The following is a 13,772-nucleotide window of genomic DNA, read 5'->3' as shown; positions in this document are numbered from 1 at the left end:
TGCGCCGGGCGGCCGAATCCTGACACTCAAGGTCATGCAGTTCGCTCCGCAACAGGATGAGGCCCTGAAGGCCGTTTCGCAATGGTTGAAGGGAGGCCGATCTCAGCTCTTCCGGCTGTTCGGCTATGCCGGCACCGGCAAGACGACGCTCGCCCGCCATTTTGCAGAAAATGTCGATGGCGAGGTGGTGTTCGCCGCCTTCACCGGCAAGGCTGCACAGGTGCTGCGCTCCAAGGGGGCCACGAACGCCAAGACGATCCACTCGCTGATCTACCGACCGCGCGGCGAGGAGGAAGTGGAGGACGAGGAGACCGGCAAGACCTCGATTGCGCCGATGTTCGCGATCAACCGCCAGAGTCCGGTCGCGAAAGCGGCGCTGATCATCGTCGACGAATGCTCGATGGTGGACGAGGCGCTCGGCAAGGATCTGATGAGTTTCGGCACGCCGATCCTCGTTCTCGGCGATCCCGGCCAATTGCCGCCGGTTTCCGGCGGCGGCTACTTCACCAATCACGAACCGGATTTTCTTCTGACGGATATCCATCGCCAGGCGAGGGACAACCCTATCATCCAGCTCGCCATGCAGGTGCGCGAGGGCAAGGAGATCATGCACGGCGACTACGGCACCGCCCAGGTCATCTCCAAGGGGCAGGTGACACAGCCTATGGTGCTGGAAGCCGATCAGGTATTGGTCGGGACCAACAGGACACGGCGGCGCTACAACCAGCGGCTTCGTGAACTGAAGGGCTTTACCAGCGAATATCCGCAGTCCGGCGACAAGCTCGTGTGCCTTCGCAACGATCCGGCCAAGGGGCTGCTCAACGGTTCGCTCTGGCAGGTGATGAGTTCGTCAAAGGAGACGGTCAAGCCGGGGATCAACCTGATGATCCGCCCGGAAGACGACGACATGGATCGCGGCGCCGCCAAGATCAAGCTCCTGAAGGCGGCTTTCGAGGACGTCGAGGGCGAAATCCCCTGGTCCACGCGCAAGCGTTACGACGAGTTCGATTACGGCTACGCGCTGACCGTGCACAAGGCCCAGGGCTCGCAATGGAACAACGTCGTGCTTTTCGATGAGAGCTGGGCTTTCCGAGACACGCGCGAACGCTGGCTCTACACGGCGATCACACGCGCGGCCGAGCGGTTGACGATAGTCCGGTGAAGTCTCGGCCTTCCTTATGCCTCCAGCGGTTTGCCCTTCGCCTTAAACCCTCTCCGTTTTTGACGGGGAGAGGAGACCTGCCCCGCAAATCGCCGGAGTCTGTTGGCATGGACGCATGTAGCCAGTCCTTCGCCCCGCTTGCCGGGAGCAGGTGCTGCCGGCAGGCGGATGAGGGACTGTCACGCGCTCCTGACCTCGGCGCATCCGATAACGCGCGATGCTGTAGCGGAAATTGTAGTTTCAAACTTTCGGTCGTTCACCCTTTAATAAGTCGGTGCTATCTGTAATTGTGGCAGCGGCCGCGGCGCCGTCTTCGTCAGGTCGGGGCCTTCACCGCTCCATTTCTCTCCCTCGCCGATCAGCTTTTCGAGAAGCTGCGCCGCCTCTTCGCGCTCCGCCTTGCTTGCAAACCGGTATGAGGGAGGCTTCGACGTAGGGTCGCGGGCGAGAGCGTAGGCGGTCTCGTAGCCGGGGATCTTCGGTTGATAAGCGTCGCTCGCGGCAATATCGATCGTGTAGCGCTGGAGTGCCGAGGCGAGATTGCGCCAGCGGATCCAGTAATGGTTCTCGAAGGAGAACCGGGCGAATGCCTCGCCGGCGGCCGTGCCTTTTTTCGAGACGGTCGCGAGGACCTCTTTCGACATTGCGAGGTTCAGGCCACCTTCCTGTGGGCTCAACGAGACATGGACGATGCGTTCGCGATGCCCGGGCGCGCGCGACTGGAGGAGATCGCGCCAGTTCTGCATGGTCGCGACGATCGCGAAAACGAAGGCGCAGAGTTCGTGAACTGCCGACTTGTGTGCAATCGGCTGATAGTGCCGCTGCCATCCTTGCCGGTTGTTCTCCGGCAGAAAGACCTCCGGCCGCGAGCCGGTATCGGAGGTTCCCGGATAAACGAGATTGATGGCGAAGGTGGGCCATCGCGGCAGCGCCCGGTCGAAGAGGTGGATCGGGAAGTTGCTGCTGATGCCGCCGTCGGAGAACCAGCAGATCCGGAACGCGGCGGGCCTGGCCCTGCGCTTCTTGCCGCCGGTGGTCAGCGCTTCCGTGCTGTCCAATACGGTCTTCTGTTCGTCCTCGTCCGAAGTCGTATCTTCAGCTTCGTTTTCTCCGTCGGATTCCGGCGGGCTTTCGCGGCGGGCCGGCTCATGCAGCGGCACGGCGCTGATCAGGAGGGGGAAGCTGAGGCTCATGCGCGTTGCGACGAGCACCGGCATGTCGGCGCCATGCGGTAGCAGATAGTAATCCTCACCCGCCACGGTGACCGGCTCCCCGGCCTTCTCTACCATCCAGTCGACGACGACCTTGGGAAAAAGCGCTTCGAATTCCGTGCGCCTGAACCAGAAAAGCGCGCTTTCGAACGGCAGGCTGCGCGGTTCCTGGTGCGATATGCCGGTCGTGATCATCTTCAGGGTGACGGCCCGGTCGGAGCCCGGTTCGCCGGGGTAGCGCTCCGCCGTCCAAAGATCGCCGAAGGTGAGGGGCTGGTCCGAAGCCTTGCCGGACAGTGCCTGCAGGGTTTCATGGAGCCAATCGGTCAAGACCATCTTTCCTGGGCGGGCGGGCTGATCCGGTGCCGTGCCGGTACAGAGGCCCATCAGATTGCGGCGCAGGACACGAGCGATGCGCAATACCGAGAACACCGCCCCTGCCAGATAGGCGCAGACCGCAGCCGGTAGAGCCGCCGCTATCATGCCGGTTTGCCCCCCGACAGCATAGGCAAGACCCGTGAGTGCCGCGAGCAGGAGCAGCGTTTCGACGGGTGCGATGAGCACGACGCTTCCAAGAAGCGCAAGGCCTTTGCGAAGAACGCCGGCGTTGCCGGCGAGTGTGACGAGCAAACGGAATGCCTGACCTGCGCCGGCCGCAGGCAGGAGGAGGCCGTTGATGAAGCCGGGAGAGGCGAGGTTCGACGATGCCTTCGCAAGGCCTTCGAAACCGACGTGCTCCTCTGGTTGAGCGATCGCCGCCTTCATCTGCTTCCGCCGGTCTCCGACCGCGGCCGCCGCACAAGCCGCAGCTGCGATCGCCCCGGCCGACGTGCCGCCGATATTCTTGAACCGGTACTCCCGCGCAAGCGCCAGAGCGGCATTCGGGTAGACGATACCGCTGGTGATGCCGCCCTTCATGACGAGATCGCAGTATTTCGCGGGAGTGCGTGCCATCGATCGTCTCCTGATGCAGATGTGACGAAAAACCATCCTCCAGGCGCCGGGTGCCTGCGCCGCCTCTCTTGCAAGGTTGCGCTCAAACCGTGCGGCAATCCAGTAGCGCCTGCGGTTCCGGCGTGGGTTGCAGCACAAGAAGGCGCGTCTTAACGCTCATCGAAGGGGAAAGGTTGCCCGGCTGCGCGTTTTGCAACTGCCCGCCGATTGACATTGCCCTGACGGGCAATCAGCCTTCCCCGTGTCGGTCCCGACACCGCGTGCAGTCAGGGGTGATATTTTTCGCACTCAGGTCGGGATCACGTCGGAAAAATGCGAGACAGACAGGTCGCCCTTAGGCAGCGCCGCGTATCTGAGCGGACCTGGCAGGCGAATGCGGGAGTGGTGCATGCTGCGCGAGAGCCGGACCAAAACACCACGAGGAGCGGCCGAGCGTGGGAAGCGCCCGGGCGGCTCTTCCGTGCGTGGCGGCGAGCGGCGTATCGTCACGGCGCTTTGCTATGACCTGGTCGGGTCGACCGATCTGATGCACGTGATGGATATCGAGGACTATCAGGAACTGATGTCCGCCTTTCAGCTTGCTTCCAAACAAGCGATCGCATCGCATTCCGGCGTGATGCAGCATGAGGCCGGCGACGGCGGTGTTGCGCTCTTCCCGATCGAACTCGAGGCGAAGGACGCCGCCTCGCTCGCAATCCGCGCTGGGCTCGGGATCGTAGAGGCCTGCAAGCGCGTCGGCCGCGAGGCGGGGCAGGACGATCTCCAGGTCCGCGTGGGCATCGCCACGTCGGTAGCCCTCGTTCGCGAAGGATCCCGCGAAGGCTGGACTCGGGAACCGGTCACAGGCGCGGCGCTTGCCATGGCTGCCCGGCTGCAGGCCATCACGGCCCCGAACAGCGTTCTGGTCTGCGAGGAGACACGTCACCTTGCCGGCAGATCCCATGCCTTCGTGTTTCAGGGCAGCAAGGAGCTCAAGGGCTTTGCGGCGCCTGAGAAAGTGTGGCGCGCGCTCGGTCATAAATTGGGAGTGGACCGCTTCTATGCTTTCGGACGGATGGGCGGGCCCCTTATCAACCGCGAGAACGAACTGAATACCATCGGGCAACTTTGGGATGGCGTCCTTGCGGGACACGGCTCCGTGGTCCTGATCCAGGGGGACGCCGGCATCGGCAAATCGCGTCTTCTCAGGGAAATTCGCAGGCGGACGCGCGGCAAGCGTTCCAAGCTTCTCTTCTTCCAGTGCCTGCCCGGCGGTTTCCGCTCGACACTTCATCCTCTCTTGAACAATCTCCCCGAGGCGGCGTCGGGGAGCGGAGGGCAGATGGGTCCGACGGCCGCTGCGGTGGCGGCGCTGTTCGAACGCAACGGTATCAGGGACGCCGAGGTCGTCGATGTCTTCTCCTACCTGCTCGGGGCGCAGGGCAGCCGTCTGCAGTTGAACGAAGATCCGAAGGCGATCCGCGAGAAGGCTCATCGCGCCATGCTCCGTGCATTGGAAGCCGTGTGCCGACGCGGGCCGGTGGTGGTGGCTGTCGAGGACGTCCACTGGATCGATCCGACATCCCGTGACCTGCTTGGCGAAGCTGCGAGGATCATTGCAAAATTCCCCGTCTTGCTCGTTACGACGTCGCGTCCTTCCTTTGCTTCGGAATGGCTCGACGCCGCCAACCCGACGCGGCTTGCGTTGCGGCCACTCGATTCGGATGAAACCAGGCTGGCGATAAAGGCAAAATGGCCGGAGCACCGCCTGGCGCTGCTTCCCGATCTCTTCGACGCGACCGAACGGATATCCGGCGGCGTTCCGCTCTTCATCGAGGAGATCTGTCAATGGGTGTCGCAAAATGTCGAGCCCGACACGATGCGCCTGTCGGAGAACGCCAACCCGTCGCATGTGTCGGCGTTCGAGTCGATACTGGAATCCCGCCTGCAGCAGCTCGGCACGGCCAGGGAGGTCGCGCGCGCGGCGGCAGTCGCCGGCACGCAGGTGACCTTGCCGCTGCTTCGGGCTCTGTTACCCGATTTCGGCAAGAGCGCGCTTGCGAACGCGGCCGATACTCTCTGCGAGACGGGATTCCTGACGCGGATAAGGGTGCCGGGGCGCACCGCCTACGGCTTCCGGCATACGCTGATCCAGGAGACGATCTACAATGCCGTGCTGCGCAAGCAGCGGCAGGTGCTGCATCGGCGGCTCTTCACAGCGGTCGACCAAAATCGTGGCATGGCGGCCTGGATCGATACCGGCGCGCTTGCCGAGCATGCGGAAAGGGCGGGGCTTGTCGAAGAGGCCGTCCCCTTGTTCATCGCCGCGGGGAAGGAGAGTTCGAGCCGGTCCGCAATGATAGAGGCGAGGCAATTTCTGGAACATGCCCTGGATCTTTGCGGCCAATTGAGCGAGAGCGACACAGCCGAACCTCTGAAGCTTTCGGCGTTGACGGCCCTCGGTCCGATTTTGCTAGGAACGGTCGGCCTGAGTTCCGACCCCGCGCGAAGGCTTTATGAGGACGCGGTGGAGATCGCCCGGCGACGACCGATGTCCGAGCAGTCCCAATGGTTTCCGATATATTGGGGTTGGTGGCTTACCGGACAGGACTTCCGTATCATGCACGACCGTGCCCTGGAGGTGCGGTCGATGCTGTCGAAGGCCAACGAACCGGAAATCCAGCTCCAGGTCAACCACTGCATTTGGGCGATCGATTTCAATCTCGGCCGCCATCGGGAAACGCAGGAGGCGATCAAGGCCGGCCTGGCGCTCTATGACGAGAAGCGCGCCAAAGAGAGCCGAACGGAATTCGGCGGGCATGATGCGAAGGTTTGCGGCCTCGGCCAACTCGCGCTCTCCCTATGGCTCACGGGGCGCACGAAAGCCTCGGACGCGGCGCTATCGAGAATGATCGCTTTCACGGACCGGATAGCGCATGCCCACAGCAAGGCACACTCCCTGGATACCGAAGCGGTGTCTGCTTTTTACCGGGACGATTTCGAAAGGCTCGTCGAGGTTTCGGCACGAATGGCGGATTTCGCAAAGCGGCACAAGATGCAGTCCCTGTCCGGCCTGTCGATTCTCTTCAGCGGGTGGGCCGAGGCGCACCGCACGAGCCTTGCGAGTGGCCATGCCACCTTTCAAAACGGCCTGGCGCTTCTGCGCGAACTTGGGACGGTGGCGGATCTGCCGATCTATCTCTGCATGCACGCTACCTTGCTGGGTCTCGCCGGCAAGATCGAGCCGGCGATCGACGTCGTTAACGAAGCGATCGGTAGGGGGGAGGAAACCGGCCATGCCTATTGGCTGGCGGAGTTGCACCGATGCCGCGCCATTCTCCGGGCGCGGGCAGGCGAGCGTAAGGATGCCGTCGCCACAGACCTGCGGTGCGCCGTTGAAATCGCGGAAAGCCAACGGGCGACGGCGCTCATCAGGCGAGCGAGGCATTCGATGCGGGAGCTCGGCATTGCCATCGGGCGCTGAACGAAACGGTGCGAAGTCGAACGAGGGCGCACGCGGCCCCCTCGCTGATCTCTATGCCTCGTTCGTGTCCGCGCGGAAGGCGCCCTTATCGGATGATCTGGTCGAGGGGAGCCTGGAGCGCTGTCTCGCCGCCCTGCCGCCACTCTGCCGCCGCGCGCGCATCACCCGCCTCGGCGATCTGACGGGGCTCGACCGCATCGGCCTGCCGGTGATGCAGGCTGTCCGCCCTGCCGCGCTTTCAGAGGTCACGTCTCTCGGACGGGGCCTGTCGAGAGCGGAGGCGGCAGTCGGCGCTCTGATGGAATCGCTCGAGCGTTATTTCGCCGAGACCATTCCGGCGGAGCGGACCTTTCTGGCGACGGCCGACCAGCTCGAAATCGCCGACGACCTTTTTGACAACCTCGTGGTTCCGCAGTGGCGCGGGAAATGGCGGCAAAGGACAATTGCGTGGATCGACGGTATCGATGTCGTCGGCGGCTCGGCGCACCCGGTGCCGCTGGAACTTGTGCATACGTGCTACAGCGAACCGCAGCCGTCCCATGACGGCGTCTTTCTGCGAACAACCACCGGGCTTGCCTGCCATACGAGCCCCCATGGTGCTTTCCTGCACGGATTATGGGAATGCCTTGAACGGGACGCCATCGCACGCGCATTCGCAACACACGGCTTCTTCGACCGGTGGCGCATTGCGCCCCACGGACTCGGTGACGGGGTGGATCATATCCGATCGCTCGCGGGCGCTCGCGGGATATCGTTTGCACTGTGGCGCGCTCCGTCGCCGGCGGCTGTTGCCGTCGTCTGGTGTCAGACGGTCGAGGCCGGGTTCGGGGAACCGATCCTTGCGTTGCCGACGGAAGGCTACGCCGCCGGGCCCAGCATCGAAATGGCGGCGGCGAGCGCAATGCTGGAGGCGCTCTCGGCAAGGGCAGGGGCGATCTCCGGCGCCCGTGACGACCAGACGAGGGAACATTACCGCAGGAGCACCGATGCCGCGGTGGCGAAGGCCCGCGAGCTCGTCCTCGCCGATGCGGCGGCCAAGCCGGCAGAGCCGACGCCCGCGGCGACTCCGGATCCCGGTACATTGGTAGACCGGGTGGTCGAAGCCGGTCTTGGACCTGTGCTGGCCATTCCCGTGGGCGCCGACGAGGAGGCGGGTGTCCATTGCGTGCGAACGGTTCTTCCCGGAGCCTCTCCCTTTTTCGTCCTGCGATGAGTGTGCGATGGCCGGCCGAGGCGACAATCCGATCCTAGTGTTTCTCGGTCCGACGCTGCGTCTTGCCGAGGCGGAGAAAATCCTCGACGCGATTTATCTGCAGCCGGCCGCCCAGGGGGATGTCCTGCTTGCGGCACATGCCTTTCGACCGCGGGCCATGATTTTGATCGACGGCCAGTTCGAAGACAGACCGGCTGTCCGGCACAAGGAAATTCTCTGGGCCATGGCGCAAGGGATCGTCGTTATCGGCGCCGCCAGCATGGGCGCGCTCCGAGCCGCGGAGCTTGACGCTTTCGGCATGATCGGTCTCGGTCTCGTCTACAGGTGGTATCGACGCTTCGGACGTGGTCCACTTTCCAACCCTGCCCCCGACGATGCGGTCGCGGTACATTCGGGGCCGCCGGAACTCGGCTTTCCGCCTTTGACGGATGCACTTGTCGACCTGGAGCGAACCTTTTCCGCGTGGTGGCGCCTGGGTGTCGTCAGCCGTTCGGAACGCGAGAGACTTACAACGTTTGCGCGAAATCTGAACTTCCGGGAGCGCTCGCTTTCTGCGGTCTTGCAGGCGGCGGGCTGGGCTCAGGAGAGAAGCAAGGAACTGCGGGAGCAGATGATCGGACAGAAGAGGCACGACGCGATCCTTGCACTACAGCAAGCGCCAAGCCTTCTGGAGCAGCATCGCGGCACGCAGCAAGATGGCGACTGGATCGCGACGAACACCTTCCTCCGCGACCTGGAAGCAGGCGGCATTGACTCGAATTTGGTGAACACCTATAAATTGAAACCATAATTTAGGCATTTTCATCCGGGGGGCAGTGTGCGATGCGTCTGCTTCGAGACGAAGCCCTCGAGTCCGGCGATTCCCGTCTGGGCACGCGGTTCTGGATTTTCCCTCAGCCACCCTTCATTCCGGGCTATGAAAAACCGGACCGCGTCTGGCTGCCCATACCGAGGGATGAGATCGGCGAAGGCCCGAGCGACGCGACGATGTATGTCGTAGATCCGCTCGATGACAAGGAACCCTACGGCTTCGACCGGCTGCCGCCGTTTCACGGCGCCGCTCGCGCACCGGTGGGACCGGGTCCGGATCGCCATTTCGACAACCTGTCTCCCGACTCCCGGGCGTTCCTGCCTGTGCATGCCTATGCCTGTGTCCACTTCGTTCTCAACATCTGGCAGAGCTATCTGGGCAGACCGGTCCGCTGGTTCTTCGATCAGACCTTTCCGCGGCTGGAGATCGTTGCCTTCGTGAATTGGGACAATGCCCAGGCGGGCTACGGCTTCCTGGAGCTTGGCTGTTCCGACATCGACGGAATTAGGCGGCCCTATGCGCTCAATTTGGACACCATCGCTCACGAGACCGGACATCTCATTCTCCTTTCTGAAACCGGCATTCCGACGGCTGTGTCACATGGAGGCGACTTCTTCGCTTTTTCCGAGGCCTTTTCAGACCTTGTGTCGCTGATCTCGTTCCTGCACTTCGATTCCGCGATCGACAGGCTGCTCAGGCGGACGAAAGGGAACCTCCTTCTCTATAACGAACTCAACCGCTTCGCCGAGACCAGTCCGGAAAGCCAGATCCGTCTCGCCACGAATTTCCGCCGCATGTCAGAGGTCACGCGCGAGGTGCATGACCGCGCACTGCCTTTCGTGGGCGCAATTTTCGACTCGATCGTCGAGCTCTATCATCGCGAGCTTGTGGCACGCGACTGTGCCGACATACGGCTGCTCGATATCGACCTCCGGCATCTGGAGCAGGATGATTTCGACCGGTTCCGTCAGGCAACGGCAGAGGCTTTCCGGATCAAGCCGATGATCTTCGGACTTGCGCTGCGGTCGGCCCGCGACGCGGTTGGACAGGCGCTTGCAGCCTCGCTGCGGTCGGTCAATCCGGACACCTTGCGGCTGGATCAGGCCGCGGCCGCTGTCGTCGCGGCTGCCGATGGAACGGCCGCCGGAGTTCTGGAGGCGAATTTCGCATGGCGTGAAATCATCAGCTCGAGATAGGGGACAGAAAAGGAGAGGAAGATGAGCAATTGCAGCAGCCATCCCGGGGTGGGCAAAGAGCCGGACGGCCTGTCCAAACCAATCTACGATACCTACAATCCGAGCGAAGTACGTCTCTACGGGCGACCGGCAACGCGAGAAGAGATATTCAAGATCACGGACGAGCAGATCCGGCAAAGAATCAAGTCGTCGCTGCGCGAAACTTCGCTTCGGGACGAAGACCTGAACACGCTGGTGAGAATAGTAAAGGAGGCGGCGATCGGAACGGTCGACAACGACGTTCTCGCCGGTATCTTAAAGCAGCAGATCGTCCTCGCCATTTTCGATGATGAGCTGAAGTTCAGTCAGCTTCCGGTCAGCGTCAACATACCGGCGAAGAATTTCGAAAAGGGCGGCGAACGATACATCAAGAGCATCGGCGTGATATACGGCTATGCCTATGAGGGGCATTGTTACAAGTTGCCGAAGCCGCAGATCATGTATCTGCCGGAAGAGCCGCGGGAGATCCTCGGCGGGGATTGCGGATGCGACTGCGGATATGTTCCCGAACTCGGCTACGCCGTATGGCAGATCGACAAGCTCGAGCGCGTCATTGCGCTGGACGTCCGCTCCGACGACGTGAAGACCCTGGTGCTCGACGAGAACATGCCCGGCAGCCGGTCGCCCATGGCCTATGCGCAGGTCATGGCGTTGGCTCCGCAACGGCATCGCGACTGAACATCCTTGGCCGAGCGGCGGCGCTGCCCTATTGGAGGCTGCCGTCGCCGCTTCTGTCGGCTGATTTGAAGTCGGCCATGACCCTGTTGAGGAACTCGGTTCGGCTGAGCTTCCCGTCGCGATCGGCGTCGGTCGCGGCAAATTGCTGCGCGTTCAGAACCTGCGCCACTTCTTCCGAGCGCAGGCTTCCGTCCTTGTTCCTGTCCAGGTTCGCGAAGGCCGAGGCCATGAAGGCCTGATATTCCGGCCGGTCGACGGCGCCGTTCCCGTCACGGTCGAGACGATTCATCTGACCCTGGTTCATGGCCAGCGGCTGATCCTGCGCCGCTGCTGCAATCACCTGGCAAAGCGCGAACACCGCCACGAGGACTGGTCTCTTCATCACCCCGTTCCTTTGGGTCAGGTGCAGGTCAGGGCGCTGCCCGCCGCGCTGCCGAGTACGGCACCGCCGCCCACGGCCCAGAGTTGTCCGGTTCCCGATCCGATGGTCGCGCCGGCCAGACCACCGACGACCGCGCCACCGACGGTGCCTGCGATGCAGCCGAACTCACCGGTCCGCCCCCCGGTCATCGAGGCGGTTTGGCAGCCGGACAAGGCGAAGCAGGCTGCGAGAGCGAGAGCGATCGTGCAATTCTTCATTTCTTCCTCCAAGCATTTCGCCCGTATCAAGTACAGATCGTAGGAGGCGCCATCGAGTGGCGTCGAATGGAAAAGGGCTTCCGAATAACTCCTTCCTAAGAAGAGGATTCTTCTGTTCCATCGGAAGCTGCCCTTCGGCAGAACACGCGGTCCATCCGGAAAGACGTGCGGACTAACGGCAAATACTACCGCTGCCTATGCGTGAAAACAACTCTCGGGCCAGTTGACCACCGATCACCAATGGCAACATATGATGTGGGCCGTGATTATGCCGGGTCATATTCCCGCTCAGCGGCGTCCCACCGGATGAAGAACGCCCTGTGAAGAGTTCAGTGACCGTTGATCTTGTGCGGACTGCTGACCGAGAGGATGAAGAAGGGCTCGTCGCCCTTGAGCGGCTTTAGTTTCTGCTGACAGTTCCACGCCTCCTGGAAGCTTTCGCGCGTCAGCAGCTTGCGGTACTGAGCGGTCGCCGACATGCATCGCATCAGCGTGCTTTGCAGGCCTTCCAGTGCGGCATGGGCATAGATTTCGCCGTCCAGGGCAAAAAGCTGTGCCGCAAGCGAGGTGCTTTCGTAGAGAATGTCGGCCTCGCTATCGAGCCGGTCCGCTGTAATGAAGTCCTGGCGCAGGGGGATGCCTTCGCCGTCATGGGAAAGCGTGACCCGGATGCCGGCCGCAGGCGCATCATACCAGGTGAGCGCTATGGAGAATGCAAGCGCCTGATTGCCCGAAACCGACGCACGGCCGCCGTCGGACGCGGTTGCCTGCCCGAGCGTTCCGTGACGAAGCGCCGCCTCGCGCAACTGCGCGGCAAACCGTCGGGTGCTCTTGTGCTGCGGGCCGGTCACGCTGATGCTGACAGAGGGAAGGCCCCTGACGGCGGCCATAGGACCATTGACGAGCTTGGCCTCGGCATCGATCTCGAGCGACATTTCCGACGCCGGCAGAGGAACGAAAAGGAGAAGCGGCAGCACCGTGAGCACGGCCCAGGGAGAGGAGAAGGGGGCGGGCTGCCAGGGCGGCCTGCGCCCGGACTGCCGGCTGCGGGTGCCTGCGGTATCGTGACCTGAAGACACAGGCACACTGGACGACCGCCGGCGATACTCCGGCACATAGGTCCCCTTGGGCATGGCGATCTGCCATTCTTCGTCTGCGCCGTCCGTTTCGTAAAAGGTCTTTAGCAGCTTGCGCAGCTTGCCGGCATGGACGCGGACAAGCGGATCGCTGTCCGCATTGAATGTCTGGCTGCGTCCGAAAACATCGATGGCAATCGAATAGCCCTTCAACTGGGCGCCTTCACCGAGGATCTCCTTTTCCACCACATAGGCGAGAAACGCGCGCAGCCGCTCGGAGCGTTGAAAGCCCTTGCTATCGAGAATCCGGGCGAGCGCTCGCCGGATCGTCTCATTGCATGGCCTTTCGGCTGGCGTCATCGATGGCTCCAATAAAAGATGCGGCTCAAATTGTTTTAGAACATAAGCAACCTTAGCCTGATTCGAAACTTAGGCCCAAAGATGGTGGTTGTCAGGCCGCGCGTCAAAAAGTCCGCGTTTCGGGCTCCGCAGCAGAAATGCGTGGATTGGCGGGCGCGCAAGGCCGTCGCCTGCACGGGTCCTCTATGGACGGGCAGGCGAGGGCGCCTAAAACGGCGCGATCACTGGCCGCTGCTATATTCGAGTTTCGGGTACCAGTCGGCACCTCGTCCCTCTGGCGTGGTGTCGAGCAGGGTCCATAACGGGTCGGGATCGGGTGCGCCGCGCGGATCCTGGCCCGGATCGGCCATCTCGCCGCTGATCTCCGCACTCCAGAAGTGCCGGATCTTTCCGTCTCTCCGCGTGAAGACGGTATAGCCCGGAACGTCCTCATCCTCGGCACTGACATAGTCACGGGTGAAGGCGCCGTCGCTATCGGAATAAACCTTCAATTGCGTCCAGCCGCGGGCCTTCTTTGCGGCGAGCAGTCTCTCCACGGGCGAACGGGCGACCATGGCGAGTGCCACGCGTTGCTCGATATCGGGCACCTTGCCCTCCCAGCCGGCCATCAGGGAGGTGCACATGGGGCAGGGTCTTTCGCGCTGCGGCCCGAACATATAGCTGTAGATGATGAGGGTATCCTTGTCGCCGAAGAGATCGGCAAGTGTGACGGGTCCGCTCTCACTCTCGAAACGGTAGGTCTTGGTCACTTCGCCCCCCGGCGGCAATCGCCTGCGCAGCTCCGACACCCGCTCGATGTGGCGCCTCAATTCGATCTCCTCGGCGAGAAGCGCGTTACGCGCCCGGCGGTAGTCGGGACTTTCGTTGGGAAAGCGGGCGCGGTTACGCGCTGCGAGTTCCGTAGCGGTGGTCTGCATCGTCATGATCACTCTCCTCCGGTTGCTGCGGCATCAATCAATCATCGGCGGTA

Annotated in this window: 11 protein-coding genes; 6 read left to right on the top strand and 5 right to left on the bottom strand. The window is 62.6% G+C overall.

Annotated features, from left to right (window positions below):
* Positions 1–34 precede the first annotated feature (34 nt).
* Entirely contained in the window at positions 35–1,162 is a 1,128-nt protein-coding gene (locus ACTJKL_RS00890; RefSeq protein ID WP_018095382.1) for an ATP-dependent DNA helicase, read from the top strand.
* Between the two features lie 263 nt (positions 1,163–1,425).
* On the opposite strand, the gene suhR is transcribed toward ACTJKL_RS00890, so the two are convergent.
* Positions 1,426–3,327: an RpoH suppressor SuhR gene (gene suhR / locus ACTJKL_RS00885; RefSeq protein WP_440851947.1), complete on the bottom strand. Its 1,902-nt coding sequence runs from the start codon at positions 3,325–3,327 to the stop codon at positions 1,426–1,428.
* A gap of 388 nt (positions 3,328–3,715) precedes the next feature.
* On the opposite strand from suhR, the gene ACTJKL_RS00880 reads away from it, so the two are divergent.
* The 5 genes from ACTJKL_RS00880 to ACTJKL_RS00860 are packed head-to-tail and all read left to right on the top strand — an operon-like array spanning position 3,716 to position 10,727.
* On the top strand, positions 3,716–6,790 hold the full coding sequence (locus tag ACTJKL_RS00880) for an ATP-binding protein (RefSeq protein WP_440851946.1): 3,075 nt from the start codon (positions 3,716–3,718) through the stop codon (positions 6,788–6,790).
* Positions 6,774–8,003, top strand: coding sequence for a YcaO-like family protein (locus ACTJKL_RS00875; RefSeq protein ID WP_411933663.1), 1,230 nt, complete (start codon positions 6,774–6,776; stop codon positions 8,001–8,003). The genes ACTJKL_RS00880 and ACTJKL_RS00875 overlap by 17 nt, the downstream gene beginning before the upstream one ends.
* Before the next feature lie 7 nt (positions 8,004–8,010).
* A complete protein-coding gene (locus ACTJKL_RS00870) occupies positions 8,011–8,793 on the top strand; it encodes a TfuA-like protein (protein WP_411933662.1) in 783 nt (260 codons plus the stop codon).
* Positions 8,794–8,825: 32 nt separating this feature from the next.
* Positions 8,826–10,010 (top strand): gluzincin family metallopeptidase, encoded by a 1,185-nt coding sequence (locus ACTJKL_RS00865; protein WP_411933661.1) that lies wholly within the window; start codon positions 8,826–8,828, stop codon positions 10,008–10,010.
* A 21-nt stretch (positions 10,011–10,031) separates the two neighbouring features.
* Positions 10,032–10,727, top strand: a complete 696-nt coding sequence (locus ACTJKL_RS00860; protein ID WP_100671635.1) for a hypothetical protein — start codon at positions 10,032–10,034, stop codon at positions 10,725–10,727.
* 28 nt (positions 10,728–10,755) lie between these two features.
* Here the strand turns inward: ACTJKL_RS00860 and ACTJKL_RS00855 are convergent, their stop codons facing one another.
* The 4 genes from ACTJKL_RS00855 to ACTJKL_RS00840 form a co-directional block, all read right to left on the bottom strand.
* On the bottom strand, positions 10,756–11,109 hold the full coding sequence (locus ACTJKL_RS00855) for an EF-hand domain-containing protein (RefSeq protein ID WP_100671634.1): 354 nt from the start codon (positions 11,107–11,109) through the stop codon (positions 10,756–10,758).
* A 17-nt stretch (positions 11,110–11,126) separates the two neighbouring features.
* Positions 11,127–11,366 (bottom strand): glycine zipper 2TM domain-containing protein, encoded by a 240-nt coding sequence (locus tag ACTJKL_RS00850; protein ID WP_018095373.1) that lies wholly within the window; start codon positions 11,364–11,366, stop codon positions 11,127–11,129.
* A 329-nt stretch (positions 11,367–11,695) separates the two neighbouring features.
* The gene (locus ACTJKL_RS00845) at positions 11,696–12,802 is read right to left on the bottom strand and encodes a hypothetical protein (protein ID WP_100671633.1); all 1,107 of its coding nucleotides are present in this window, start codon (positions 12,800–12,802) and stop codon (positions 11,696–11,698) included.
* Positions 12,803–13,023: 221 nt separating this feature from the next.
* Positions 13,024–13,725 (bottom strand): DUF899 family protein, encoded by a 702-nt coding sequence (locus ACTJKL_RS00840; protein WP_440851945.1) that lies wholly within the window; start codon positions 13,723–13,725, stop codon positions 13,024–13,026.
* Positions 13,726–13,772: the final 47 nt, after the last annotated feature.

It is taken from the genome of Sinorhizobium sp. 22678 (assembly GCF_052044265.1).
Classification (GTDB): Bacteria; Pseudomonadota; Alphaproteobacteria; order Rhizobiales; family Rhizobiaceae; genus Sinorhizobium; species Sinorhizobium meliloti_A.
The sequence above is the reverse complement of the archived record's forward strand: the minus strand, read 5'-3'. Positions and strand labels throughout refer to the sequence as shown.

Coding starts and splice junctions, on each gene's coding strand:
- ACTJKL_RS00890 (WP_018095382.1), top strand. CDS start 35: ATGCAGTTCGCTCCGCAACAGGATGAGGCCCTGAAGGCCGTTTCGCAA.
- suhR (WP_440851947.1), bottom strand. CDS start 3,327: ATGGCACGCACTCCCGCGAAATACTGCGATCTCGTCATGAAGGGCGGC.
- ACTJKL_RS00880 (WP_440851946.1), top strand. CDS start 3,716: ATGCTGCGCGAGAGCCGGACCAAAACACCACGAGGAGCGGCCGAGCGT.
- ACTJKL_RS00870 (WP_411933662.1), top strand. CDS start 8,011: ATGGCCGGCCGAGGCGACAATCCGATCCTAGTGTTTCTCGGTCCGACG.
- ACTJKL_RS00865 (WP_411933661.1), top strand. CDS start 8,826: ATGCGTCTGCTTCGAGACGAAGCCCTCGAGTCCGGCGATTCCCGTCTG.
- ACTJKL_RS00860 (WP_100671635.1), top strand. CDS start 10,032: ATGAGCAATTGCAGCAGCCATCCCGGGGTGGGCAAAGAGCCGGACGGC.
- ACTJKL_RS00855 (WP_100671634.1), bottom strand. CDS start 11,109: ATGAAGAGACCAGTCCTCGTGGCGGTGTTCGCGCTTTGCCAGGTGATT.
- ACTJKL_RS00850 (WP_018095373.1), bottom strand. CDS start 11,366: ATGAAGAATTGCACGATCGCTCTCGCTCTCGCAGCCTGCTTCGCCTTG.
- ACTJKL_RS00845 (WP_100671633.1), bottom strand. CDS start 12,802: ATGACGCCAGCCGAAAGGCCATGCAATGAGACGATCCGGCGAGCGCTC.
- ACTJKL_RS00840 (WP_440851945.1), bottom strand. CDS start 13,725: ATGACGATGCAGACCACCGCTACGGAACTCGCAGCGCGTAACCGCGCC.